Origin of the sequence: Chryseobacterium sp. Leaf404, from assembly GCF_001424145.1 — a bacterium.
Classification (GTDB): Bacteria; Bacteroidota; Bacteroidia; order Flavobacteriales; family Weeksellaceae; genus Chryseobacterium.
Map to the genome: position 1 here is coordinate 591,788 of NZ_LMQM01000010.1, position 24,394 is coordinate 616,181.

The 24,394-nt window shown below is 36.4% G+C and carries 24 protein-coding genes; 9 read left to right on the top strand and 15 right to left on the bottom strand.

Annotation, left to right across the window (positions count from 1 at the left end; genetic code table 11):
* Positions 1-55: 55 nt before the first annotated feature.
* Complete coding sequence (locus ASG31_RS08485; protein ID WP_056030599.1) at positions 56-460, bottom strand: hypothetical protein; 405 nt, start codon at positions 458-460, stop codon at positions 56-58.
* Positions 461-698: 238 nt separating this feature from the next.
* Here ASG31_RS08485 and idi point away from each other — a divergent pair, with 238 nt between their 5' ends.
* The 3 genes from idi to gcvT all read left to right on the top strand — a co-directional run bounded on the left by idi (position 699) and on the right by gcvT (position 2,841).
* Complete coding sequence (idi, locus tag ASG31_RS08490; protein ID WP_056030602.1) at positions 699-1,208, top strand: isopentenyl-diphosphate Delta-isomerase; 510 nt, start codon at positions 699-701, stop codon at positions 1,206-1,208.
* A gap of 8 nt (positions 1,209-1,216) precedes the next feature.
* Positions 1,217-1,693 carry a hypothetical protein gene (locus tag ASG31_RS08495; protein ID WP_231433726.1) on the top strand — a complete coding sequence of 159 codons (477 nt, stop codon included), beginning with the start codon at positions 1,217-1,219 and terminating at the stop codon, positions 1,691-1,693.
* 71 nt (positions 1,694-1,764) lie between these two features.
* Positions 1,765-2,841 carry a glycine cleavage system aminomethyltransferase GcvT gene (gene gcvT, locus ASG31_RS08500; protein ID WP_056030608.1) on the top strand — a complete coding sequence of 359 codons (1,077 nt, stop codon included), beginning with the start codon at positions 1,765-1,767 and terminating at the stop codon, positions 2,839-2,841.
* 857 nt (positions 2,842-3,698) lie between these two features.
* On the opposite strand, the gene ASG31_RS08505 is transcribed toward gcvT, so the two are convergent.
* Positions 3,699-4,052 carry an arsenate reductase family protein gene (locus tag ASG31_RS08505; RefSeq protein WP_056030611.1) on the bottom strand — a complete coding sequence of 118 codons (354 nt, stop codon included), beginning with the start codon at positions 4,050-4,052 and terminating at the stop codon, positions 3,699-3,701.
* A gap of 120 nt (positions 4,053-4,172) precedes the next feature.
* Between ASG31_RS08505 and ASG31_RS08510 the strand changes: the two genes are divergently transcribed.
* Both ASG31_RS08510 and ASG31_RS08515 read left to right on the top strand, forming a co-directional pair.
* Positions 4,173-4,640, top strand: coding sequence for an acyl-CoA thioesterase (locus ASG31_RS08510; RefSeq protein ID WP_056030614.1), 468 nt, complete (start codon positions 4,173-4,175; stop codon positions 4,638-4,640).
* Between the two features lie 5 nt (positions 4,641-4,645).
* Positions 4,646-5,515: a sugar phosphate isomerase/epimerase family protein gene (locus ASG31_RS08515; protein WP_056030618.1), complete on the top strand. Its 870-nt coding sequence runs from the start codon at positions 4,646-4,648 to the stop codon at positions 5,513-5,515.
* A gap of 75 nt (positions 5,516-5,590) precedes the next feature.
* Here ASG31_RS08515 and rny read toward each other — a convergent pair whose 3' ends face one another.
* The 6 genes from rny to ASG31_RS08545 form a co-directional block, all read right to left on the bottom strand.
* The gene (rny, locus tag ASG31_RS08520; RefSeq protein WP_056030620.1) at positions 5,591-7,162 is read right to left on the bottom strand and encodes a ribonuclease Y; all 1,572 of its coding nucleotides are present in this window, start codon (positions 7,160-7,162) and stop codon (positions 5,591-5,593) included.
* A 223-nt stretch (positions 7,163-7,385) separates the two neighbouring features.
* Complete coding sequence (locus ASG31_RS08525) at positions 7,386-7,673, bottom strand: cell division protein ZapA (RefSeq protein ID WP_056030622.1); 288 nt, start codon at positions 7,671-7,673, stop codon at positions 7,386-7,388.
* On the bottom strand, positions 7,673-7,975 hold the full coding sequence (locus ASG31_RS08530) for a hypothetical protein (RefSeq protein WP_056030624.1): 303 nt from the start codon (positions 7,973-7,975) through the stop codon (positions 7,673-7,675). The genes ASG31_RS08525 and ASG31_RS08530 overlap by 1 nt, the downstream gene beginning before the upstream one ends.
* 134 nt (positions 7,976-8,109) lie before the next feature.
* A complete protein-coding gene (locus tag ASG31_RS08535; protein WP_056030628.1) occupies positions 8,110-8,892 on the bottom strand; it encodes a porin family protein in 783 nt (260 codons plus the stop codon).
* A 3-nt stretch (positions 8,893-8,895) separates the two neighbouring features.
* A complete protein-coding gene (gene ubiE, locus ASG31_RS08540) occupies positions 8,896-9,627 on the bottom strand; it encodes a bifunctional demethylmenaquinone methyltransferase/2-methoxy-6-polyprenyl-1,4-benzoquinol methylase UbiE (RefSeq protein ID WP_056030630.1) in 732 nt (243 codons plus the stop codon).
* On the bottom strand, positions 9,624-10,193 hold the full coding sequence (locus ASG31_RS08545) for a hypothetical protein (protein WP_056030633.1): 570 nt from the start codon (positions 10,191-10,193) through the stop codon (positions 9,624-9,626). The genes ubiE and ASG31_RS08545 overlap by 4 nt, the downstream gene beginning before the upstream one ends.
* Positions 10,194-10,293: 100 nt before the next feature.
* On the opposite strand from ASG31_RS08545, the gene ASG31_RS08550 reads away from it, so the two are divergent.
* Together ASG31_RS08550 and ASG31_RS08555 are read left to right on the top strand one after the other, a co-directional pair.
* Positions 10,294-11,361 carry a 3-oxoacyl-ACP synthase III family protein gene (locus tag ASG31_RS08550; RefSeq protein ID WP_056030636.1) on the top strand — a complete coding sequence of 356 codons (1,068 nt, stop codon included), beginning with the start codon at positions 10,294-10,296 and terminating at the stop codon, positions 11,359-11,361.
* Between the two features lie 62 nt (positions 11,362-11,423).
* Positions 11,424-12,629: a metallophosphoesterase gene (locus ASG31_RS08555; RefSeq protein ID WP_056030639.1), complete on the top strand. Its 1,206-nt coding sequence runs from the start codon at positions 11,424-11,426 to the stop codon at positions 12,627-12,629.
* A gap of 115 nt (positions 12,630-12,744) precedes the next feature.
* On the opposite strand, the gene ASG31_RS08560 is transcribed toward ASG31_RS08555, so the two are convergent.
* Positions 12,745-13,497: a polysaccharide deacetylase family protein gene (locus ASG31_RS08560; protein ID WP_056030642.1), complete on the bottom strand. Its 753-nt coding sequence runs from the start codon at positions 13,495-13,497 to the stop codon at positions 12,745-12,747.
* An 86-nt stretch (positions 13,498-13,583) separates the two neighbouring features.
* Positions 13,584-14,546, bottom strand: a complete 963-nt coding sequence (locus ASG31_RS08565; protein WP_056030645.1) for an NAD-dependent epimerase/dehydratase family protein — start codon at positions 14,544-14,546, stop codon at positions 13,584-13,586.
* Between the two features lie 92 nt (positions 14,547-14,638).
* Between ASG31_RS08565 and ggt the strand changes: the two genes are divergently transcribed.
* A complete protein-coding gene (gene ggt, locus ASG31_RS08570; protein ID WP_056030649.1) occupies positions 14,639-16,324 on the top strand; it encodes a gamma-glutamyltransferase in 1,686 nt (561 codons plus the stop codon).
* A 90-nt stretch (positions 16,325-16,414) separates the two neighbouring features.
* A complete protein-coding gene (locus ASG31_RS08575) occupies positions 16,415-17,695 on the top strand; it encodes a dicarboxylate/amino acid:cation symporter (protein ID WP_056030652.1) in 1,281 nt (426 codons plus the stop codon).
* 146 nt (positions 17,696-17,841) lie between these two features.
* Here ASG31_RS08575 and ASG31_RS08580 read toward each other — a convergent pair whose 3' ends face one another.
* From ASG31_RS08580 to ASG31_RS08600, 5 genes are all read right to left on the bottom strand, one after another.
* Positions 17,842-18,693: a diacylglycerol/lipid kinase family protein gene (locus tag ASG31_RS08580; RefSeq protein ID WP_056030655.1), complete on the bottom strand. Its 852-nt coding sequence runs from the start codon at positions 18,691-18,693 to the stop codon at positions 17,842-17,844.
* 43 nt (positions 18,694-18,736) lie between these two features.
* Entirely contained in the window at positions 18,737-19,531 is a 795-nt protein-coding gene (locus tag ASG31_RS08585; RefSeq protein WP_056030658.1) for a DUF3298 and DUF4163 domain-containing protein, read from the bottom strand.
* Between the two features lie 132 nt (positions 19,532-19,663).
* Positions 19,664-20,482 (bottom strand): RsiV family protein, encoded by an 819-nt coding sequence (locus ASG31_RS08590; protein WP_056030662.1) that lies wholly within the window; start codon positions 20,480-20,482, stop codon positions 19,664-19,666.
* Between the two features lie 59 nt (positions 20,483-20,541).
* Positions 20,542-22,449 (bottom strand): transglutaminase-like domain-containing protein, encoded by a 1,908-nt coding sequence (locus tag ASG31_RS08595; protein WP_056030665.1) that lies wholly within the window; start codon positions 22,447-22,449, stop codon positions 20,542-20,544.
* 6 nt (positions 22,450-22,455) lie between these two features.
* Entirely contained in the window at positions 22,456-24,393 is a 1,938-nt protein-coding gene (locus ASG31_RS08600) for a transglutaminase-like domain-containing protein (protein ID WP_056030668.1), read from the bottom strand.
* Between the last annotated feature and the right edge of the window lies 1 nt (position 24,394).

The following is a 24,394-nucleotide window of genomic DNA, read 5'->3' on the forward strand; positions in this document are numbered from 1 at the left end:
AAAAGAATCTGCAGCATTTTGCCTTTCATTTCAATTTTTAAACCTTCTCTTTGATTTAATCTTCTTTAAAAACTTCTATGGTTACCTGTTTTTCAACCATATCCGTAAATCTGCCTTTGTATCTTGTGGCTCTCACCAGATGATTATCAATCCAGTGGTAATTTCCGCCTCTTGGTTTTCCGCACAAAACGCTGTGGTATTTGAAACCGTGCTTGTCTAACCAATCAATTGTAATCTGCTTTAAATTCTCTGTTCTTGAGGTAAAAAAACAGATCTGATGACCTTCATCGTACCATTTGTTCACTGTTTCCAAAGCATCCGGAAAAGGATCACAGGTCACCATTCTTTCAGGCTCTTCGTTGGGTACATCTTCCGTAATTGTTCCGTCGATATCGATCAGATAATTCTTTACTCCGTCTTTTAGAATCGGACTGATATGCTCAATATAATTTAGTTCCATCGTTAAAATTTTTAAAGTGCAAAGTTAAGCATTAATGATGAAACGGAAATATTAATCTTAGTTTATGTTAAAATTTTAACAGAAAAAACAACTTAAAAATACAAATCACTCCATTCTATTGCACATTTCATAAAAGATGAGGTTTAATTTTATTTAATAAAAAGCCAAAATTTCATAAATATTAAAAATTTTAAACAATTATTTTACGAAATCGCGATTAAAACTTAAATTTGTAGGAATGGAAGAATTGGTTGTATTGGTAAATTCCGAAGATAACGTTCTGGGTTTAATGGAAAAACAGCAGGCTCATATTAATGGTTTGCTTCACCGTGCTTTTTCGGTTTTTTTATTTAACGACAAAGGTGAAATGCTTTTACAGAAGCGTGCGGAGGGGAAATATCACTCTCCCAAGCAATGGACAAACGCCGTCTGTTCACATCCGAGAATTGACGAAACGTATCTTGAAGGCGCAGAAAGACGGTTGTCTGAAGAATTAGGAATCAAAACAGATCTTTCAGAAAAATTTCATTTTATCTACAAAGCTGATGTTGGGGGCGGACTTTGGGAGCACGAGCTGGATCATGTGTTCACAGGAACCTACAGTTCAGGGTTTAATTTGAATAAAAACGAAGTGGCGGAAGTTCGCTATATTTCGCTTTCAGATTTAGATAGAGAAATTTCAGAAAATCCGGGACAGTTTACCGAATGGTTTAAAATTATTCTCCAAGAATATAAACACAATTTTTAAATATACTGATGAAAAAATATCTGTTAATAACCGCATTCTTAGTAAGCACATTTTCTTTCTCACAAAAACCGGGAAAGGAACTTTACGAAAGCGAAAATTATTCAATCAAAATGCCCGATTTGTGGAAGGCAACGAATGATGAAGGGATTGTCAATATTTTCCCGACCAATCAGATTGGTGCAATTACCATTTCAGAATATCATGATTTAGATTTGCCGAAAGAGGAAGTAAAGAAATTTATTTTAGCTTTATACAATTCTGCAGACGACGAGAAAAAAGTAAAAAACACGGGCAGTAAAAAAGGATACTCAGAATATCAGTATGATTATTTTGATGAAAAAGAAAATCTTTTTTGGGTTACAAAAGTGTATCAGAAAAACAAAGATTTGTTTTTGGTAAGCATCAACTGTCAGCAAAAACACTGGAACGGAAATTACAAAATGCTTTTCAGCGAAGCCTTTGAAAGTTTTAAAATTAAAAAATAAAGTCAAAATCTTTACGGACTTCGCTTTAAAATTATTACAATTAGAACAGAAAATAAATATAAAAATTAAACATGAAAAAAACAGCATTGTACGACAAGCACGTTTCTCTGGGAGCGAAAATAGTACCTTTTGCAGGATTTGAAATGCCTGTACAATACTCCGGAGTAACGGAAGAACATTTTGCAGTAAGAGAAAAAGCGGGATTGTTTGACGTTTCGCACATGGGACAGTTTTTCATCGAAGGTGCGGGTGCGAAAGATCTTTTGCAGTTTGTAACCACCAACAATGTAGACGTTCTCGAAAACGGAAAAGCACAGTATTCTTGTCTTCCAAACGAAAATGGCGGAATTGTGGACGATTTAATTGTTTACAAAATGGCGGACGAAAAATATTTTGTGGTTGTAAATGCTTCAAACATCGATAAAGACTGGGATCACATCTCAAAATACAATACTTTCGGAGCGAAAATGACCAATGCTTCAGACGAAATGTCTCTGTTGGCAGTTCAGGGTCCGAAAGCGACAGAAATTCTTCAGAAAATCACAGAAACCAACCTTTCAGAAATTCCTTACTACCATTTTACAGTAGGTTCTGTTGCAGGCGTGAGTGATGTTATTATCTCAAACACAGGCTACACGGGAAGCGGTGGTTTTGAGATTTATTTCAACAATCAGAATGCTGAGCAACTTTGGGATGCCATCATCGAAGCCGGTGCCGAAGAAGGAATTATCCCTTGCGGATTAGCTGCCAGAGACACTTTAAGACTAGAAAAAGGTTTCTGCTTGTACGGAATGGATATCGACGATACCACTTCCCCAATCGAAGCCGGTTTAGGATGGATCACAAAATTCGATAAAGATTTTGTTTCCAAAGAGACTTTTGCAAAACAGAAAGAAGAAGGCGTTACCAGAAAATTAGTAGGTTTTGAACTGACAGACAAAGGAGTTCCAAGACACGACTACCCTGTCGTAGACGCAGAAGGAAACGTGATCGGAAAAGTAACTTCAGGAACACAGTCGCCAATGAAGAAAATCGGTTTAGGAATCGCTTATGTAGACAAACCTCACTTCAAACTGGGAACTGAAATTTTCATTCAGGTAAGAAACAAAAACATCCCTGCAAAAGTGGTAAAAATGCCATTTGTGTAATCAGGAAATACCTATTTTATAGAAAACCGCCTTGTCATAATTGATTAGGCGGTTATTTTTTTTGGAGCTGATTCCAGCTCTCCACTATATCTTTTTTGCCATCCTCATCCAGCCGCAAAAAAAGGATGCCGTTGCGATCTGGGCTATGAGATGATCCCGCTTCTTACCAATAATTTATAAATTTTCAAAAGATACCTTTCCAATTTGATTTCGGTTTGAGATGTAAGTTCAAATTTTCAAAGAGTTAAATCAATAGCGTCGGGCTTTAGACCGATGTACAAATAATGAGCATAAATTAGGCTTTAGCCAAAACTTAAAATTAGATTTCGGCTAAAGCCAGACATATATATCATAAGACAAATGGGCTAAAGCCCATTCCTATTGAATTACAGACCTTCGTTACTAAAATAAGGTTTGAACTTATTGCAATTGGTTTCCCGCAACCTGTTGGAGACTTCCTGCGATTGCATTTTGTTTCCCGCAATCTGTTTGAGACTTCCTGCGATTGCATTTTGTTTCCCGCAATCTGTTTGAGACTTCCTGCGATTGCATTTTGTTTCCTGCAACTTGTTTGAGACTTGCCGCGATTGCAGTTTGTTTCCCGCAACTTGTTGGAGACTTCCTGCGACTGCAGTTGGTTTCCCGCAACATGTTTGAGACTTCCTGCGTTTGCAGTTTATCTGAAGCAGGAATAAAAGCTTTTTAATTTAAAAATTTAAGAGCCAAATCTAAAGGCCGCGTAATTAAGTTATTTAAAAACATCTTAAAAAATTCGTGATCTTAGTTCACAAAAAAACCTCACAGCTTTTGAAAACCTGTGAGGTTTAATTATATTAAAAAATCTTTATTCAGATCAATTAATCTGCTCTGAAATAATCTTTCACGCTTTGTACAGTTGCTTTTTCGCTTCCTACAAAAATTTCTTTATCTGTAAGGAAAACCGGACGTTTCAAAAAGGTATAATGATCCAGAAGTAATTCTTTATAATCATCTTCAGTCAAAGTTTTTAAATCTATTTCTCTGAGTTTGATCTGAGTAGATTTTTTGCTGAACAAAGCTTCGTAAGATTTTGTATGCTCGTACATCGCCTCGATTTCTTCCTTTGTGATGGGCTCTTTTTTGATTTCTCTAAGTTCCCATTCTTTAAGATTAAACTGTCCTATAATTTTTCTGCAAGTGTCACATGTATTAAGATAAAATACTTTTTTCATTGAGAGTTTTACATTTTCTAATGGTTAAATGAAAACCCCTTCAGTTTTCAATCTGCAAAAATAGGTTTTAATATACGATTTTAAGAATTATTAAATACCTTTAGTAAAAATTTATGATATATGGATAATAAACCAGTGACTTTTCAGTTTATTTCTGAGCCATCAGACGTCAATTACGGAGGAAATGTACACGGAGGAAGCGTAATGAAGTGGATCGATCAGGCCGGATACGCCTGCGCAACAACTTGGAGCGGAAATTATTCTGTAACCGTCTACGTCGGCGGAATTCGTTTTTATGAACCTATCAAGATCGGTGAGATTATAAAGGTCGAGGCTCAGGTCATTTATACCGGTTCGTCAAGCATGCATATTTCAATCAATGTTTTTTCAAGGAATTTAAAGCAACCCACTTTTGATAAGAAAACACACTGCATTATTGTATTTGTGGCCGTTGACGAAAATGGAAAAAAGCTTCCGGTTCCAAGATGGATTCCAGAAACAGACGAGGAAAAGCAGCAGGAAAAATACGCAAAACGCCTGATGGAGCTGAGAACGCAGATTGAAGATGAGATGAAACCTTTTCTTTAAATAATATGAACCGCAAAGATTTTTTAGCATTATCATCATTAGGATTTCTTGGAATTTCATGTGGGATTTCCAAAACAAATCATGTGACAAAAGCTTTGGCTATTCAGTTATATACTGTTCGTCATTCGATTTCAAAAAATTTAGAAGAAACTTTTGAGCGACTTGCAAAACTGGGATTTAGTGAATTTGAAATTTATGGTTACAACGAAACTTTCTTCGGAAAAACGGCGAAAGAATTTAATCAAATCTTAAAAAGTAATGGTTTAAAAGTGATCAGTTCGCACCACCGCACAGGAATGACAGATAATGAAAACGGAACCTTGCTCAAGAATTGGGAAAAAACTTTAGAAGATCTGAATTTTATCGGAGCGAAATATGCCGTCTGCTCCTATCTTCCCGAAGCAGAAAGAAGTGTGGAATCTTACCGCAAACTCCCTGAAATATTAGAAAATGCAGGAAAAATTTCAAAACAAAATGGAATTCAACTCGCCTATCACAATCACGATTTTGAGTTTCTGAAAATGGATGAAAAGCGAAATTTCTATGATTTCATTCTGGAAAACACATCTTCAGACCTTGTCAAAATGGAATTGGATTTATACTGGATTTCAAAAGCCGGTCTCGATCCTTTGGTTTATTTTGAAAAGTATCCCAAACGTTTTCCATTATGGCATGTGAAAGACATGAAAGCCGAAACAAAAAACTTTGCAGAAGTCGGCAATGGAACGATTGATTTTATAAGGATTTTTAAGGCCAAAGAAAAAGCAGGCCTGGAACATTGGTTTGTAGAGCAGGATTCGAGTGATAAAGATATTTTCGAGAGTATTGAGATGAGCAGGAATTACATTAAAAACAATCCATACTTCTTTAAATAATTTTCCGCCAGATTGATTAAAAACAAAACCCTTTCAGTTGCCTGAAAGGGTTTTCTAATATTATAAACTGAAAAATTATCTTGCGATATTTACAGCTCTTGTTTCTCTGATTACCGTAACTCTTACCTGCCCAGGATACGTCAGTTCATTCTGAATTTTCTCTGAGATGTCATAAGAAAGCTGCGCAGACTGCTCGTCATTCACTCTTCCGCTTTCTACCATCACTCTCAGTTCTCTACCCGCCTGAATCGCGTAAGCTGAAGAAACACCTTCAAAACTTAAAGCTGCAGCTTCAAGATCTTTCAGTCTTTGGATATAAGATTCCAAAACCTGACGTCTCGCTCCCGGTCTCGCTCCCGAAATTGCATCTGCAACCTGAATGATTGGAGATAACAATGAAGTCATTTCCACCTCGTCGTGGTGAGCTCCGATGGCATTTACCACTTCAGGATTCTCTCCATATTTCTCGGCCCATTGCATTCCTAAAAGTGCGTGTGGAAGTTCAGATTCCTGTTCAGGAACTTTTCCGATATCGTGAAGAAGACCGGCTCTTTTGGCCATTTTTACATTTAAGCCTAATTCCGCAGCCATTGTTGCAGCGATATTCGCTACTTCTCTTGAGTGCTGAAGAAGGTTTTGTCCGTAAGACGAGCGGTATTTCATTCTACCGACGATCTTCACCAACTCTGGGTGTAAACCATGGATTCCTAAATCAATAATGGTTCTTTTACCAACTTCGATGATTTCTTCTTCGATCATCTTTTTGGTTTTTTCTACCACTTCCTCAATTCTTGCCGGGTGAATTCTACCGTCTGTTACCAGTCTGTGTAGGGATAATCTTGCGATTTCTCTTCTCACTGGGTCAAAACATGAAAGAAGGATTGCTTCCGGAGTATCATCAACGATGATTTCAACTCCCGTCATCGCTTCTAATGCACGGATATTTCTACCCTCTCTACCGATAATTCTACCTTTTACTTCGTCAGATTCAATATTGAAAACAGATACTGAATTTTCAATCGCCTGCTCCGTGCCGATTCTCTGAATGGTCTGGATAACGATTTTTCTTGCTTCACTTTTTGCATTCAGCTGAGCTTCTTCCATAATGCTCTGAACGTGCGCCTGAGCTCTGGTTTTTGCTTCTGCTTTTAAAGTTTCCACTAATTCTGCTTTGGCTTCGTCTGCTGTGTAATTAGAAATTTTCTCAAGCATCTCGATCTTTCTTGCAGTAGCAGCATCGAGTTCCTGCTGTTTTCTTTCGATGAATTCGTTCTTTTTGGCATAATCAGCGATCTGTCTGTCCAGATCTTTTTCCAATTTTCCGGCTTTACTAAGCTCATCGTTCAGCTTGTTTTCTTTGTCTTTGGTGCGTTTTTCGGCATCCTGCATTTTCTTCTCACGAGCCTGAATATCTGCATCATGTTGGGATTTTAGCTCTAAAAACTTTTCTTTCGCCTGAAGATGTTTGTCTTTTTTAACAGATTCTGCCTGTAAAGTGGCTTTTTCAAGAAGATTATCTGCATTTTTTTTGGCATCATCGATGATGAATTTTGCTTTGGTATTAAGTGAGCTTTTGGAAAACATCATTCCAGCCACTGCACCCACTATCAAACAAATAACGCTTATAATTATAGCGGTTGTTGTCATATTTATATTGAGTTTAATTGTCTTTTGTTACATAAAAAAAGCCCACAACAATTCAGAGATTTAGAGTAAACTCCATATCTTCACGATTTGTTCTGATTTCTTCTCTCTGTAATCTGCGTAAAGCAGCACGCCATTGAAAAGACATTCGAACGTTAATTGTTTAGCGTTGAGTTTACCTTAATGTGTTAGAATTATTGTAGGCAGTCTGTTTGGGAAAAAAAATCTATTTCCCTGTTTCTTCCAGCATGCGGTTGATGTGTACTAATCTTTCGCTTGCAGATTTTATATTTTTTTCGTTGGCAAGAGACACCATTTCTGCGTTGGTACCCAGTTTTAAGGCACACATGGCTAACGCATCCTGTTTATCTCTTACATCAAAATTCTGTTCAAAATCTTTAATCATGTTTTCAATCTGCTTCCCCACTTTACGCAGTGTTTCTTCTTCTGCTGCGGGTACGTTCAGCGGATATACTCTTCCGGCAATGTTGATGGTTATTCTTCTTACATCCATTACAATCCACTGTTTTGAAGCTGTGCAATACAAAAGTCTACTTCTTTTACCAATCTGTTGATATGGTTTTTCATGAGCCTGTTGTGTTCAGGATTACCTGATATTGCTGAATACAATTTTATATTTTTCTGTTCTTCTGCTAAGACCTGACCTTTTTTTCTCTCCTCATCATACTTCTTCTTCAGCTCGGTATGCTCTGCATTTAATTCTGAAAATCTCTCGGAAAGATTCTGATAACTTTTATGAAGATTCTGAATCTTTTTTTCCAGTTCCGAAAATTGATTTTCTAATTCTTGAAGCATTTCAGGTTGATATTCTAACTTATCACAAAAATAGGAAAATAATGGTACGAACAAAAATAAAAACCATGATATTTAGGTTTAAAACAAAAAAAGGAGACACATTTCTGTATCTCCTTTAATATCATATAATTAAATTACTCAAATTTAAGAACAAACATTACCGCTCTTGTCTGAAGTGTAGATACTGCAGCAGACCAGTAAGGCGGTGTGGTAGCATTATCTGCAACCATTTCATTATTCATAAAGAAAGTACCTCTTACAGCAGGTGTAAGCTTGAATTTATTGAAATAAAACTGAACTCCGAATTCTGCAGACCATGCAAAGTTATGCGTTGTTGATCTGAAAACCTGCTGAAGGTTATCTTCTGTAGAATCTGAATTAGACTGAAGGTTAACAATATAGTTTACACCTGCAGCAATGTACGGTCTTGAATTGTACCAACGGTCACCGTGAAGCTCAAGCAAAACAGGAACGTCTACCAAAGTAGATTTGATCTGTCTGTGCGTATCTTTTTCCGCAAGACCCAATGGTGCAAAAGGAGCATTGGTTAATGTTCCGTTTTGATATTGATCGTTTGACTGTGTATTGAAAACAACTTCTCTCTGACCAAACTGCAGGCCTGGTTCCATTCTCAGATCAAGGTTGTCATTAATTCTAAGTTTTCCGATAAGCCCTGCCCCAAAGCTGTAACTTGGTTTTGATGTAACAAGGTTTCTGTTCCCATCCATACCGTATCTGGGATTCAGATTAATATGATAATCCATCATATTACCATTCAGGTAAAAACCCCAGCTGACCTTCTGCTGATCAAAACTCTCCAACTTATCCATCCTGTTACGGGTTCTGAATTGTGCATCTGCAAAAACTGCGATATTTACTGAGGCAAAAACCAGTGCTTTTAATAAAAATTTATTCATAGGTTACTTTGTTGCTTTATAAATTGTGGCTATACCTAAACTTAGTTTTTTATATTCAACTTTTTTAAATCCTGTATTCAATAGAATCTGCTTCATCTTTTCGCCAAACGGAAAAGCATTCACAGAATCGGGAAGATACGTATAGGCTCTGTTGTCTTTAGAAACCAATCTGCCAATTGCGGGCAAAATGTTTTTGAAATAAAACATATAAAATGGCGCTAAAAAACCTTCTACCTTAGAAAATTCAAGAATATAAATACTTTTATTTTCTTTTACTACTCTTCTCAGTTCAGAAAGCCCTTTTTCAAGGTTTTCAAAATTCCTTACTCCAAATGCAACTGATACTGCATCAAACCTGTTATCCTCAAAAGGAAGGTTTTCAGCATCCCCTTTCTGCATAGAAATTTTGCCGTCTAATTTAAGTTTTTTTATTTTAATAACGCCAACATTTAACATTTGTTGCGATAAATCTAAACCAACTACTTTTGCCTGAGTTCCTTTTTCAACAGCAATTGCCAAATCTCCGGTTCCTGTAGCTACGTCCAGAACTTCCTCAGGCGCATCTTTCTTCATCCAGCTTACCAGGGTGTTTCTCCACAGCACATCAATCTTCATAGATAAAACGTGATTGAGAAGATCATACTTCGGAGCGATATTGTCAAACATATCCTCCACCTGGCTTTTTTTCGTTGCCTCAGAATTGTAAGGCGTCACATTATTGATATCTTTTGTCAAAACTTATAATATTCGTTATAATAATTAAGATAATCCTGCTTTCTGAAAATCTTTGAGCGGGATTCTACTTTCTGAATGTTTTTGATCAGCCGGTCATATTCTTCGTCTACATTGTAATAAAAATCTTCTGTATATAATTTATTAAAATGTTTTGCCCCGCCGTAATATGCTTTTCCGTCGATCATTGTCTTATCAAGTGCCAAAAGTAATGAATCTTTCTTTAGGTTGTACCCATAAAATTGCTCATTGATGTAATAATCCTGATGAGCCAGATTTATAAGCCCTCTCACTTTGTTTACTTCGAACGCAGAATCGTAGATTAATTTCTTTTCCTGATCAAAAACTTTGATGCTGTTTTTACCCTTTGAAAGATCTACAGCAACAGTCTGTCCCGAAGATATAATTCCTTCAGCTCCGTTATTTATTTTAAAATAAAAAGTTTTGGGTGTAGGATTGTCTACTACGTAATAATTTTTCTTTGCAAGAAAGAAGAAATAAATCCCAAAGGCTCCCACAAACGCCACCAATGCAATCAAAAGACCTTTTAAAGAAGGATTGTTTTTCATAAGTATGTAAAGTAGAATTTTTGCAAATTTAATAATAATTTTAATTCTTTCTTATTAATATTAATTATTAACTTTGCCTCCTTAAAAAAATTGTATAAAAATGCCTAATACGATCATCATTGGCTCCGGTTCTTATCTTCCAGACCGAATTATAGGAAGAGATTTTTTCTTAAATTCTGAATTTTACACGGACGAAGGTGAAAAAATTGACAAACCTACAGAAGAAATTATTTCAAAATTTGTAGAAATTACAGAAATTGAAAACAGAAGATATATCGGCGAAGACACTTCAAACTCAAAAATTGGTTACGAAGCTGCAAAAATAGCTCTAGAAGATGCTGGTGTTGATGGTGAAAATTTAGATTACATTATTTATGCAAGTAATTTCGGCGAAGTAGGTACCAACGGGGCAGCCAACTTTATGCCCAACATGGCGGGAAGAGTAAAAAATCATTTAGGCATCAAAAACAGAAAATGTATTACGTATGATATGATTTTCGGTTGCCCGGGCTGGGTTGAAGCCATGATTTTAGCAGACCACCTTATCAAAGCCAGTGTAGCCAAAACGATTTTGGTAGTAGGTTCAGAAACTTTAAGCAGAGTAACGGATCCTTATGACAGAAATAAAATGATTTTTGCTGACGGTGCCGGGGCTGTAGTTGTAAAGGCTACTGAAGAAGAAAATGTGGGGATTATTTCTCACAATACCATCTGCGACAACGGTCCGGAGCTTGAATATTTGCGCAACGGCGCATCAATCAATCAGGGTTTTGACGATAAAAAACTGTACATCAGAATGATGGGCAGAAAAATATACGAATATGCTTTAAAAAATGTTCCATCTGCGATCAAAGAAACAATTGATGATGCAGGACTGTCTATTGAGGATATCGACAAAGTTTTAATTCATCAGGCTAATGCTAAAATGGATTATGCCATGATAGACAGGCTTCACAAGCTTTACGATGTGAAAGAGTATGATCACGCTATCTCTCCAATGACGATTCAGCAGTTTGGAAATTCATCTGTGGCCACCATTCCTACCATGTTTGATTTAATAATAAAAGGTAAAATGGAAGGTCATTCGTTTAAAGATAAAGGTAACATTGTGATGACTTCGGTAGGTGCCGGCATGAACATCAATGCGATCGTTTACAGATTTCCTTAAAATTTATTTTAATTAAAATACAAAGCACAAAGGACATCTCTTTTGTGCTTTTTTTAAATATTATGCAGAAGAATTTTATAATTATTGCCGCCATTTTCCTTGTTCTGGAAATCTACGTTTATCAGGCTGTAAAAACACTTACAGATAATTTCTGGATCAGAATTGCGTATTGGGCGGTGACCCTCTCTGTTTACGGGCTTTTCATTTATGAACTCACCCATATTTCCCGTGCAGACAAAGATCCTACACGGCTTCATCTTACGGTTTCGCTGTTTTTGATTTTTATGCTTCCGAAGATTTTTGCCGTCCTTTTCCTCCTCGTGGATGATATCTTCCGCACAGGAAACTATCTTTTCAACTTTACAAAAGCGGGTGAACATTTCTTTCCCGAAAGAAGAAAATTCCTGAGTCTTGTTGGCTTAGGTCTTGGTGGAGCATTTTCTGCTTTGTTTATCGACGGGATTACATTTGGAAAATTCAGACACAGAGTAAGAAAAGTAAAAATTAAAATTCCCGGACTTGGAAAAAGTTTTAAAGGCTACAAAATCATACAGATTTCTGATGTTCACAGCGGGAGTTTTCCCAATCCTGAAAAATTAAAACATGCGATTGATCTGATTAATGCCCAAAAACCTGATCTTGTTTTATTTACAGGAGATATGGTGAATAATGTAGCAGAAGAATTCAGGCCTTTTATCCCACTGTTCTCAAAGATCAAGGCTAGAGACGGAAAACTTGCAACTTTAGGAAATCACGATTACGGAGATTACGTAACCTGGAAGTCGCCAAAAGCTAAGTCTGATAATCTTGAAACTTTGATTGATTACGAAAAGCAGGCTGGTTTTGAAAATTTAAGAAATGAACACCGCATTATTGAAAAAAACGGTGACAAATTGTATATTTTAGGAATTGAAAACTGGGGTCTTAAGCCATTTCCTCAGTATGGAGATTTAGATAAAGCCCTCAAAGGTGTTCCCGAATCTGCTCCAAAAATACTCATGAGCCATGACCCTTCCCACTTCGATGCGATTGTTAAGAAACACGCTGGAAACGTTCATTTAACACTTTCAGGTCACACTCACGGAATGCAGTTTGGTTTAGATTTGAAAAACGTAAAGTGGTCACCCGTTCAGTACAAATATCCGAAATGGGCAGATTTGTATGAAAGTGAAGGTAAATTGCTTTATGTCAACAGAGGTTTCGGAGTTTTAGCTTATCCGGGAAGAGTTGGTGTTTTGCCGGAGATTACGCTTTTTGAACTTTCGTAGTTTTTAATTTGAGATTTGGAGTTTGAAATTTGAGATGAATGCTGCGCTCAGTTTTCTTTTACAAAAAGATTGTCTATAATTGCTTAACCCGAACCACGCAACCCGCAACCCGCAACTAAAAAATAAAATCCTTCATACGGGAAGTCGCAAGTTCTTTCCCGTTGATAAAAGTAAGGAGGGCATTGAGTTTGTCCTCCATTTTTTTGCCCGAGTTATAACGTCGGTAGAAAGGCATCTTTAAGCCATATTTTTTGAAATCGGTAAACTGCCAGGAATTTACGTAGATCAGCACAAACTCCTCATTCTTGAGCGTTTCAAAAACCATATTTTGATAATAATGCATTGGCAGAGCCTGAAAAACAAAATCATTGTAAGGCAGCTGACTGTAAGGCGAGATGCTTTCCGGAACAATACTCACCCCATTTTCTTCAACAATTTCTGTGTCTCTTTTCAGCCTTTTAAACGGAAAAAGAATATCTGAATGATCGATGTTTGATACGTAGGTAAAGTTCAGAGATTTCAGTTCTTCCAAGGCATATTTTTCATTTTTCTGCCGGATTCCACGTATCTGTTTTTCAAGTAAATCTTCAGTCTGTTTTTTTACACCGTCGATTTTTGCCAGAGTGGAATTTTCATTATAAAAAGCAACCTCATGCCCCTGAGCCGAGATTGCTTTTACAAGTTGCACCAGTTTTTCAATGATTGAAATTTCAATGAAGAAACTGGCTTTGATGTCATGCTCATCTAAAATTCTTAAAATTGATTCTGTATTTTCTTCTGTAATTTTCAGCTTTTCAACCATCGAAATTCCAGCCGGATTTTTTGTTTCAGCGTCAGAATTTATGATATTAAAAGTGAGTAAAATCATTCAATTAAATTTTAGATGGAATTTATAAAATACTATTTAATAAATATTTGGCAATTTAAAATTAAACATATACTTTAAATTATAAATTATTTATTAAGTTTAATTTTTAGATTCTTAATCATATCTTCTGTCATTTCAGAAATTCCGAAATCGTAAGTTAATCCCCAGTCTTTTTTAGCCACAGAATCATCAATCGATGCCGGCCAGGAATCTGCAATCTGCTGTCTGAAATCAGGCTTGTAGTCTATCTTAAACTGCGGAATTTCTTTTTTAATTTCAGCTGAAAGTTCGGCTGGCGTAAAAGACATTCCTCCTAAATTGTAAGACGAACGGACAGTTAAACTTTCCTTCGGAGCTTCCATAAGTTTCAGTGTTGCATTGATGGCATCATCCATATAAAGCATTGGCATTGCTGTATCTTCTGAAATAAAACTGGTGTATCTGCCTTCCTCAATGGCTTCATAAAAAATCTCTACAGCATAATCTGTAGTTCCACCACCTGCAGGAGTTTTCCATGAGATCAACCCAGGATAACGGATACTTCTTACGTCTACTCCATATTTATCAAAATAATATTCACACCATTTTTCACCTGCCATTTTAGAGATACCATACACTGTTGTTGGATTTAAAACCACATCCTGCCCAACATTTTCCTTCGGAATTCCTTTTCCAAAAACAGCAATGGAGCTTGGCCAGAAGATCTTTTTAAGCAACCCCTCTTTCGCCATTTCACAAAATTGAAGCAATGGCTCAAGATTTAATTTCCAGGCAAAAACTGGTTGCTTTTCTGAAGTTCCAGATAAAAGGGAAGCCAAATGATATACCGTAGTGATCTCATAATCTTTAATCACCTGTCTCACGAGCTGGGTATTGGTAACATCCATTCTTTCATAATAACCTGCAGAAGTCATATCTTTCTGATATCTGTCAAGGCCCGAAGCCACCACATTTTCAGCACCATGTATAGCTACAAGGCGATTCGTAAGTTCTGTTCCTATTTGTCCTAAAGCTCCTGTAATAAGTATTTTTTCTGTGAAAGACTCCATTTTTAATTTTTATTGGTTGACTGAAAGCAAAAGTAAAAATTTTAAAGACTACCGTGAAACAAAAATTGTAATTTAGTCTGTAAATTTTAATCATGAAAAGAATTATTTATATCCTGTTGTTTTCAGGTGGTTCTATATCAGCACAATACACAGATATTCAGATTGTAAAAGAAGTAAAAGTTTCTAAAAAAGGCGTTGTTGTAAGTGCTCATCCTTTGGCAAGTGAAGCAGGCGCGAAAGTTCTGCGAATGGGAGGAAATGCCTACGATGCAGTGGTTGCAACACAATACGCTTTGGCAGTAGTTTATCCACAGGCCGGAAACATCGGTGGTGGCGGGTTTTTAGTTGGAGTAAAAAATAGCGGAGAAAACTTCAGCATTGATTACCGTGAGACCGCTCCCAAAAGTGCTTTCCGGGATATGTATCTTGATAAAAATGGAAATGCAGATACCAGTCTTTCTCAAAACGGACGGCTCGCCGTAGGAATTCCCGGAAGCGTTGCAGGATTTTTTGCAACTTTAAAGTACTGCAGACTTCCAATGGAAAAACTTATTGAGCCCGCTATAGATCTCGCCGAAAAAGGTTTTGCAGTCACCAGACAGGAAGCAGAACTTCTGAATCATCACAAAACTGAATTCCGTAAACATAATAAAAATTCTGTCGCCTTCTCTAAAGGCACAGACTGGAAACAGGGAGATATTTTAATTCAGAAAGAACTCGCAGAAACTTTGAAACGTATAAAAAAAGATGGTCTTAAAGGTTTCTATGAAGGGAAAACAGCTCAATTGATAGTTTCGGAAATGAAAAACGGCAACGGGATAATCAATGCTGATGATCTTAAAAACTATAAAGTGGTTGATAGAAAAGCCTTAAATTTCTGGTATAAAGAAAATAATATCATTTCAATGCCACTCCCTTCCAGCGGTGGAATTCTGCTGGCACAGATGCTGAAAATGTCATCATTTGAAAACCTTGAAAAATACCAGCAGAATTCTACAGAAGCAGTACAGATAATGATTGAAGCAGAAAGAAGAGCTTTCGCCGACAGAGCTGAATATATGGGCGACCCAAATTTCATCAGTGATAAAACTTCCTATCTGATTTCTGATGAATATCTTAAAAACAGATGGAAAAATTTCAGTTTCAGCAAAGCAACCCCAAGTGCGGAAGTGGGAAAAATTGTTCAGCAACCTAAAGAATCTACCGAAACTACTCATATTTCTGTGATCGATAAAGATGGCAATGCTGCGGCCGTTACCACTACCCTAAACGGTCTTTACGGCAGTAAAGTTGTTGTTTCAGGAGGTGGATTTTTTCTGAACAACGAAATGGATGATTTTTCTGTAAAACCCGGCGTTCCGAATATGTTTGGAGCAGTGGGCGGCAAAGCCAATGAAATTCAGCCAGGCAAAAGAATGCTTTCTTCGATGACTCCCACGATTGTGATGAAAAACGGCAAACCTTTTATGGTTGTGGGAACACCAGGCGGTACAACGATTCCCACTTCGGTGTTTCAATCTGTTGTAAATGTTATCGATTTTAAATTGAATGCCAATCTCGCCGTGAATAGTCCAAAATTTCATCATCAGTGGCTGCCGGAATGGGTGGCTTTTGAGAAAAATTTCCCGGAAACAACAGTCAAAAAACTTGAAAGTTTAGGCTATCATTCTGAATACTGGGGACAGCTTGGACGAACCGAAATGATCCTCGTGGACGAAGACGGAACTTTACATGCTGTGGCAGACGGCAGAGGTGATGATTCTGTAGCGGTGGAATGATTTGAAATTTGAAATTTGAGATTTGAGATTTGAGGTTTTAAAGATTTACTATTGGATTTAATTTCTTAATTTCCCCACCAAATTTATATTTTGAAAACAAAAAAGTTTTATCAGCAGCTGTATTTCCAGGTAATTGTGGCCATTGTGCTGGGTATTCTTCTTGGAAAATTCTATCCTGAACTGGGGGAAAAAATGAAACCCCTCGGCGACGGATTTATCGAACTGGTAAAAATGATTATTGCTCCTGTAATTTTCATTACACTTACTTTGGGAATTGCCCACATGACTGACCTGAAAAAAGTAGGAAGAATCGCTGTAAAAGCAATGATTTATTTTTTCACTTTCTCTACTTTAGCCTTAATTATCGGACTCGCTGTTGGAAATTTATTACAACCGGGAGCCGGCTTAAAAATTGATCCTGCGAGTCTTTCCGGAGATATTTCCCAATACCAGCAGAAAGCTCATGAAACAACTCTTACAGGTTTTATCATGAACATTATTCCTGAAACACTATTCAGCCCTTTGGTGGGTGAAAATATTCTTCAGGTTTTATTGGTTGCCATCTTATTTGGTGTGGCTCTGGTTTTAACAAAAGAAAAAAGCGGAAAAGTAACAGAACTTCTTCAGGTTTTATCTGTTCCCGTTTTTAAAATTGTTCACATGCTGATGAAACTCGCACCCATTGGGGCATTTGGAGCAATGGCATTTACAATCGGAAAATATGGTTTGGCATCTGTTTTAAATCTTATCTTTCTGGTGGGAACATTTTATATCACGTCAGCGCTTTTTGTTGTGGTAGTTTTGGGTGCGGTTGCGTGGTACAACGGTTTCAATATTTTTAAACTGATGTACTATCTGAAAGAAGAACTTCTTTTGGTTTTGGGAACGAGCTCTTCAGAATCTGCACTTCCCGGAATTATGGAAAAGATGGAAAAGGCCGGCTGCTCGAAAGCGATTGTGGGTCTGGTAGTACCTACAGGCTATTCTTTTAATCTTGACGGCACCAATATTTACATGACATTAGCTTCACTTTTTATTGCCCAGGCATTAAACATTGAGCTTTCCATAGAAAAACAGCTGATGCTTTTACTCGTCGCGATGCTGAGCTCAAAGGGTGCGGCTGGAGTGACGGGAGCAGGATTTGTAACGTTGGCTGCAACATTAGCAGTGGTTCCTGAAATACCTCTTGCAGGAATGACCTTGATTTTGGGGATTGATAAATTTATGAGTGAATGCCGTGCTTTAACCAACGTGATAGGAAATTCTGTTGCAACGGTAGTTGTCGCCAATTGGGAAAAGCAGTTAGACCGGGAAAAATTGCAGTACTGCCTTTCAAATCCGGCTAAGATTGAAGAAAAATTAGAAGTTTAAAATATGTTGTAAATATGATCAGAACCACAAAAAATTAACAGCGCAGTCCGTATTTTTGTAACTGATTAAATAATAAATCAATTTTCATCATTTGTGTTTATCAGCCCTTCATTTTGGAGGGTTTTTTTTTGTGAAAATGGGTAATTTCATATTAAGATGCGCAGACTCGCAGGCTGCACTCTGATATGCACCGGAGACTCAATTCTGTTGAATTCTCCGTCGATATGCCAGCTTTTGGTGTCAACACTGAATTCAGTTTCAGAAATGGGCAGGTAAGTTATGTAATCATCACTTTTCAGTTTTTTGGTAAACATTCTGAACGCAAAAAATGGAGAGTAAATAAGCGGAAATTTTTTAACCAAAACCAGGTCTACCAGCCCGTCACTTTTGCTTGCCATGGGTGCAATATATGCGTTATTGCCAAACTGCCTTGTATTGGCAATGTTTACCATGAGATATCTGCCGTTGTGCTGAGCATATTTTTCGTCAGCAAATGTCAGTCTGATTGGTTTGTAGCTGAAAAAAGTTTTCAGTGATACTTTGATGTAATTTTTAAATCCACGGCTGGTTTTTTCAAATTCTTTCACCACTTTCCCGTCAAAACCTGTTCCCGAAACGTTGATAGAAAGTTTACCGTTGACTGTGAAAGTATCTATTTTTCTGGAATTTTTGCTTTTGATTTTCTCCAGAAGCTCATCCAGATTTTTGCTGAACTGAGTTTCGTTTGAAAAGCCATTACCAGAGCCTGCCGGAAAAATCGCAAGAATTTTATCTGTGTTGATGATGTTGCCCGCCACAGTGGAAATCGTGCCGTCGCCTCCTATCGCAACAAAAATTTCTACGCTATCAAAATTTTCTCTTATAAAATCATCGGTTCCGACAATTGATTCTGAAATATAGTAAAGCGGATTATTAATTTGTGTCTTCAGCTGATCAAGAAAAGGCTGATAATTTTTTTTTGCTGAAAAAGGATTAATGATGAAGGCTACATTTTCCATTTCACAAAAATAAAAAATGCTCCCTGATTTGGAAGCATTAATATTAGTTAATGTTGAGTCTCTTTTGAAATTCAGGTTTCAGATATTGTTTTATTTCTGAAAACGGGACTTTAATTTCTATAATTCCTGCGGCATAAGGCCCTATCTCATACTGATTATAAACAAATGTAATGGATTGATTATCAAAATAAAAATTATCATTTGCAGAGATATTTTCGTCAAAGAGCATTTCTTTATCCGCATGTTTCAGAAGAACTGGCTTCCAGTTTAATTTTGAAATTTCTATAAAATCTGACAACTGAAGGATTGTCTGTTTTTTCAGGTCGACTGTTTTATAAAGATCATAGCCATAACCATGAGCGCCACCGCTGAAGCCGTATCCGTTATAATTCACAGTGAGAAAATCTTTGGTCTGCGCAAAAACTTTCATATCCGAAACCTGATCCCAGGTCATTGCGTACTCCCTGTCTGCATATTCTTTTTCCGCTGCGTTGTCTGAAAGATATTTTTTCATATTTTCAGTCATTCTCATTTTAATATTTTCGCTGGTGTAATCATGCATCGGCTTTTCTTTTAGAAGTAATTCTCCAAGGTAGAGACTGTCTAAAACCTGTTTCTGAAGACCTTTAAAAGTTAAAATTTTCTGTCTGTATTCCGCAGAAAAGTTTTTTGAGTATCTGGCAGAATCTTCAACTACAAGTGAATCAACAATAATCTGCAGACTGTCTTTTTTTATTTGAACAGTATCATTTTTTGATGTGGTGGTATGTTCGGTTTTGTTTTTATTACACGATGCCGCTAAAGCGATGACAGCAAAGGTGAAGACGATATTTTTCATGATTTTTTTGATGGTTTGTGAATTTTTAATCTGACGTTAAATGTAAAACAGATATTAAGCCCTCGCAGATTTTGCGGATAAAGAAGAACTTTTCACAACTTCAATCGCTGTAATCTCCGATAACAAAATAAGTTATTGAGAATTCAGTCTTTTCTCAAATTCTGGTTTTAAAGTTCCTTTCAGTTCAATCCAAGGGATGGGAATTACGATGTCACCGGCAGCAAAAGCGGCAATTTCGTACGGACTGTAATGAAAATAAAGATTTTTACTGTCAAAATAAAAATTTTCGTTCGGCTCTATAATGTCTACCAAAAGCATATCAGAATTTTTCACTTCACCATGAGAATCTGTGGTTCCACTGTGCATCTTATCCATATTTTTCTTAAGAATTTCAGAAATTTTCACATCTGGCATTGTGGTGATATCTGAAAGAAGAAGTTTTCTTTTGTTTTTTAAGTCAAAAACTCTGTTGGAAAACCAATAATTGTCGTGAGCACCACCTTCGTACGCGGATGTAAGATATTCCAACTGCAGAAAATTATTTTTAAGTGACGTTTGAGTCATCTTAAAATTGGTATACCAGGTCTGTTTGTAATTGATATCAGAAATCCATTCTTTGCTGCGGCTTTTGGTCTCTTCAAAATATCCCGTTTTATCATTTCTTAAATAGTTTTGCAGCCCCGGTTTAGAATAATCTGTAATTCCTTTATAAATGAAATAAATACTGTCTAAAAGTGCTTTGTCTTTAATTGAGGGATACACCAAAACATACGATTCGTAATTCAGTGACAACATATTACTGATTACCGCAGAATCTTTCACAGAGACTGAATCTATTACAAATTTTGGTATTTCAGAGGAAGCCGTCTCCAACACGGGACTTTTCTCTTTTTTACATGAAACGAGTACTATACAGATACCGATGATAAAGGCAACAACAGATTTTTTCATAGATCATTTTTGCTTTTGAATGCAAAAACCATTCTCAAATGGAATGGTTTAGATTTTCTTTACTTTTTTGTTAAACTTACAACCTGATTTTCTGTATCAGAAACTGTTTTCCAGATTTGCCTGAATGCAGGATAATATTCTTTAGGATAGTTGTCGCTTGCAATTTTAATTTCTGAAGTTACTCTCAAAATATTGCTGTCCACAAGTTCACATTTGTATTTAAACGTCAGCTCTTTATCGCTGGTTACTATATTTTTTGATTTTGGAACTATGCTTAAGGTGTATCCTTCAGGAATCTCTATATCTACAGTTTTTTTTCTGGAAATTGGTGATACAAGGTCGATATGATTCTGTCTTTCTTCCTTTTGATCAAACTCTTCATTTCCACCCATTAAAAACAACAGTGGATTGAAAATAATTTTAGAACCCACCACATCAATATTCTGCGACTCTTCAAAAGCAATCTGTGAAGACATCTCGCCGCTGTCAAGTCTTTTGGTTTCCACATTTTTGGTAGTGATTTTATACTGGGTCTTGAAACTGTCGTTATATCTTGTCTGGTTCTCATCAAAACTGTCAAACGCTTCAATGGCATACATTCCGCCGTCTGTTGAAGATAAAACACCTGTTATTTTGGAACTGTCTACGTCTAGTTTAGCTTTTATGTACAGATTTTTTGTACTCACATTGGTGTTTGAAAACGAGATATCTGTAGCTTTCTGACCTTCAATTAAAATCCCAAAGTCATTCCAGTCTCTTTCAGGAAGAAGATTGGCTTTAGAATTTGGTGAGGTAGCATCATAAAAATAATACTGCCCGTCAATCTTTACTGATGCCAAAAGATAATTCAGGTTATTCATATTGGGAGCCACAATGTTTAAAATACCATTTTCAACTGTAGAAATAAGAAACGGATTGGCGTCTAAACCTGCATTTCTGAAGAGATTGACAAGGAGTAGATTAATTTCTGCACTGTTTCCGGATTTTGTTTTCAAAACAGATTTCAGGTTTTGATCTGCGATAAATCCATGGTTTTTATTCCATTTTACATTGCTTTTCACATAGTCAAAAATTTTGTCTGCACGGTCGGTGGGTCTTGCAGTTTTTTTAATATCTTCCGGCAAAACGTCTTTGGTAGAAGTCCTCAAAAATCCCCCGAAATTATCGCTTTCATCAAGACCTTTTGCAATTTTGTTCCATGTTTTAGCAAATTCATAGGTTGAATCTCTGTAGGTATACTTCTGAAGTTCTGGCTTGATACGTTTTCGGTATCGATTTGCATTTTTTACAAATTTTTCTTCCTTTATGGCCTTAGTATCTGTAAAAGCAAATCTTTCAACGGTATAGCCGACGCCCAAACGACTGCTCATTTCCGATACATGGTGTTCCGGCTGCAAAAGACTTCCCGCACTGTTGAAAACATAAGTAACCCCATCCGGATATTCGAGATTATATTCCTGATAGACAGCAGGGATATCGTGTTCCAGATAGCAGGCGACATTCATTATTCCTGTTGAAAGTTTATAAGAATATTCTATTACATCTCCATCTGCAACATTTGGAATCGCCATTTTAAAGAACTTCAGTCCTTTAATTACGTTTTCTTTGAGCTGTTCTTTTTTATTGAACGTTACTTTTTCAATTTTACCATTGCTGTATTTATAAACGTTTACAACAAAAGAAGAAAGCTGCTCACCCTGCACCACAGGAATTTCAATATTAAGCCATTTTTCAGACCTCTGCCTGTCATATATTTTAATTTTGGAAAAACAAGTTTTTTCTGCAGACAGATTTTCAATATCATACCTTACGCTGTTGTAAAGTATTTCTGCAGGTGCCGAGGCGTCTATTAATGACTTAGGTTTTATAAGTTCATCTTGGGTGATGGTGGGATAATTTAAAAATTTATGTTGTGAAAAACATAGGCCTGAATACAAAATAATCCCTAATGCTATTTGTTTTATCATTGACAGTTATTGTGTTTTTACTAAACTCATCACCTGGCTTTCGCTGTCGGAAATTACTTTCCAGATTTGCTTAAATGCCGGATAATATTCTTTTGGATAGTCTGCACTCGCAATTTTGTATTGAGACGTGACTTTTATTTTATTATTGTTTTTCTCTACGATGTAGGAGTAACTGATTTCTTTGTCTTCGGTAACGATTTTTTTACTTTTTGGAAGATCTTCCACTTCATAACCTTCAGGTATTTCAATTTCAACCGTTTTGATTTTGGATACGGGAGAAATAAAATCAATCATATATTTTCGTTCTTCGATCTGATTAAAATCATTGGAAGAAGAATGTAGAAACAGTAACGGGTTGAAAATCTTTTTCTTGCCCACATTATCTATTAAATTTTCCGAACTGAAACTCATTTTAGATTCAAAATCTCCATTTTCAAGAACATCACTTTTGATATCTGTAAAGTCTACAGAAAAATTTTCTTTGTACTGCTTACTGTATTTCTCCTGATTTTCGTCGTAATGTTCTTTCGCATTCATGGCAAACAAACCTACATCCCTGTCTTCATAAACCCCACTGATGATTCCGTTTTCATTAATTTTTGCTTTGGTTGTGAGATAATTGTAAGACATTTTAATATTGTTCAGGCTGATGACTTCTGCTTTATCATCTCTTAAGATCAAACCTGTATTGTTCCAGACTCTGGACGGTAAAATTCCTTCAGAAGACTGTCTGGAAGTTGCATCAAAAAGGTAAGACTTTCCGCTGATTTCGGCACAGATAATTACGTAATTAAAGTTGCCAACGTTAGGAAAGGTGATATTTACATTTCCGTTTTTAATAGTGGAAACCAAAATAGGGTACGCTTTGATACCCGAACTCCGAAGCATACCCAGTAGCATCAGATTTAAATCGCCGCAATTTCCTGTCTTGGTTTTGATGAGATTTTTCACTCCATTTTCTGCAAAATAACCATTACTCTCGTTCCATGTATAGTTGTTTTTCACAAAACTATGAATCAACTGAGCTCTTTTAAGCTCTTCTTTCTCACCCGCGATGTCTGAAGGCATGATTTCTTTTACAGCACGGTCTTTTCGATATTGATTTCCGAAATCTTCATCATCCCAAAGCTTTTTTCTAATGTCTTCCCAACTCGCTGTATACATTTTCAGACTGTTGTTGAAATAAGTTGAGTGAAGTTCAGCACGCACTTTTGTTCTGTAATTATCACTGTTTTTTACAAAATTTTCTGTTTTGAATGCTTTCAGATCTTCAAAAGCGAATCTGTAGGTTTTTGTTGTTCTACCATAAAGTTGGGCTTCCTCTACTTTACGGTGTTTCGGCGACAGACTTCCTGTAAAATCAATATGATAAGACATTTCTACAGGAGACTCAAAAACATATTCTGTATATTCTGATGGGATATCAAGCTCAATGTAAGCCATCGGAACCTGATAAGCAAAAGGCGAGGAAACTTCATATCTATATTCTATTACAGACCCGTTTTTGATATTTGGAAAAGCAAACTTGTTTACTGTGGTGTATTTATTTTCTTTTGATTTGAATTTTGAACTTTTATCAACCTTTGTTTCTGCAATTTTATCATTTTCCAGATTGTACACTACAGCTTTCATCGATCTTAAGGCCTCTTTGCTTCCGTTGTTGTTATCATATAAAGAGATTTCCAGATTCATCCAGTCTTCTACCTTATCTTTATCATATACTTTTATTCTATATGCTATATTTTTTAAAAGATCACCCGTAGAATCGTCAATTCTGTAATGCACAGAGCGGTACAGTATTTCTGCCGGAGCTTTAACGTCTATTGCAGATTTAGATTTTTTCAAATCATCAATCGTAAATTTAGGCATTTTCAGAAACTCATGCTTCTGTGAATATAGAAATACCGCCGAAACACAGCAAAAAGTTACTAGTAATTTTTTCATG

Bases quoted from the DNA above. Each gene is read 5' to 3' on its own strand.
- rny (WP_056030620.1), bottom strand. From the start codon at position 7,162: ATGACAACAACCGCTATAATTATAAGCGTTATTTGTTTGATAGTGGGT.
- ASG31_RS08580 (WP_056030655.1), bottom strand. From the start codon at position 18,693: ATGGAAAATGTAGCCTTCATCATTAATCCTTTTTCAGCAAAAAAAAAT.
- ASG31_RS08585 (WP_056030658.1), bottom strand. From the start codon at position 19,531: ATGAAAAATATCGTCTTCACCTTTGCTGTCATCGCTTTAGCGGCATCG.
- ASG31_RS08550 (WP_056030636.1), top strand. From the start codon at position 10,294: ATGCCTAATACGATCATCATTGGCTCCGGTTCTTATCTTCCAGACCGA.
- ASG31_RS08595 (WP_056030665.1), bottom strand. From the start codon at position 22,449: ATGATAAAACAAATAGCATTAGGGATTATTTTGTATTCAGGCCTATGT.
- ASG31_RS08600 (WP_056030668.1), bottom strand. From the start codon at position 24,393: ATGAAAAAATTACTAGTAACTTTTTGCTGTGTTTCGGCGGTATTTCTA.
- ASG31_RS08485 (WP_056030599.1), bottom strand. From the start codon at position 460: ATGGAACTAAATTATATTGAGCATATCAGTCCGATTCTAAAAGACGGA.
- ASG31_RS08515 (WP_056030618.1), top strand. From the start codon at position 4,646: ATGAACCGCAAAGATTTTTTAGCATTATCATCATTAGGATTTCTTGGA.
- ASG31_RS08525 (WP_056030622.1), bottom strand. From the start codon at position 7,673: ATGGATGTAAGAAGAATAACCATCAACATTGCCGGAAGAGTATATCCG.
- ASG31_RS08530 (WP_056030624.1), bottom strand. From the start codon at position 7,975: ATGCTTCAAGAATTAGAAAATCAATTTTCGGAACTGGAAAAAAAGATT.
- ASG31_RS08565 (WP_056030645.1), bottom strand. From the start codon at position 14,546: ATGGAGTCTTTCACAGAAAAAATACTTATTACAGGAGCTTTAGGACAA.
- ASG31_RS08510 (WP_056030614.1), top strand. From the start codon at position 4,173: ATGGATAATAAACCAGTGACTTTTCAGTTTATTTCTGAGCCATCAGAC.
- ASG31_RS08545 (WP_056030633.1), bottom strand. From the start codon at position 10,193: ATGAAAAACAATCCTTCTTTAAAAGGTCTTTTGATTGCATTGGTGGCG.
- ASG31_RS08555 (WP_056030639.1), top strand. From the start codon at position 11,424: ATGCAGAAGAATTTTATAATTATTGCCGCCATTTTCCTTGTTCTGGAA.
- ASG31_RS08495 (WP_231433726.1), top strand. From the start codon at position 1,217: ATGAAAAAATATCTGTTAATAACCGCATTCTTAGTAAGCACATTTTCT.
- ggt (WP_056030649.1), top strand. From the start codon at position 14,639: ATGAAAAGAATTATTTATATCCTGTTGTTTTCAGGTGGTTCTATATCA.
- ASG31_RS08590 (WP_056030662.1), bottom strand. From the start codon at position 20,482: ATGAAAAAATCTGTTGTTGCCTTTATCATCGGTATCTGTATAGTACTC.
- ASG31_RS08505 (WP_056030611.1), bottom strand. From the start codon at position 4,052: ATGAAAAAAGTATTTTATCTTAATACATGTGACACTTGCAGAAAAATT.
- ASG31_RS08535 (WP_056030628.1), bottom strand. From the start codon at position 8,892: ATGAATAAATTTTTATTAAAAGCACTGGTTTTTGCCTCAGTAAATATC.
- ASG31_RS08560 (WP_056030642.1), bottom strand. From the start codon at position 13,497: ATGATTTTACTCACTTTTAATATCATAAATTCTGACGCTGAAACAAAA.
- idi (WP_056030602.1), top strand. From the start codon at position 699: ATGGAAGAATTGGTTGTATTGGTAAATTCCGAAGATAACGTTCTGGGT.
- gcvT (WP_056030608.1), top strand. From the start codon at position 1,765: ATGAAAAAAACAGCATTGTACGACAAGCACGTTTCTCTGGGAGCGAAA.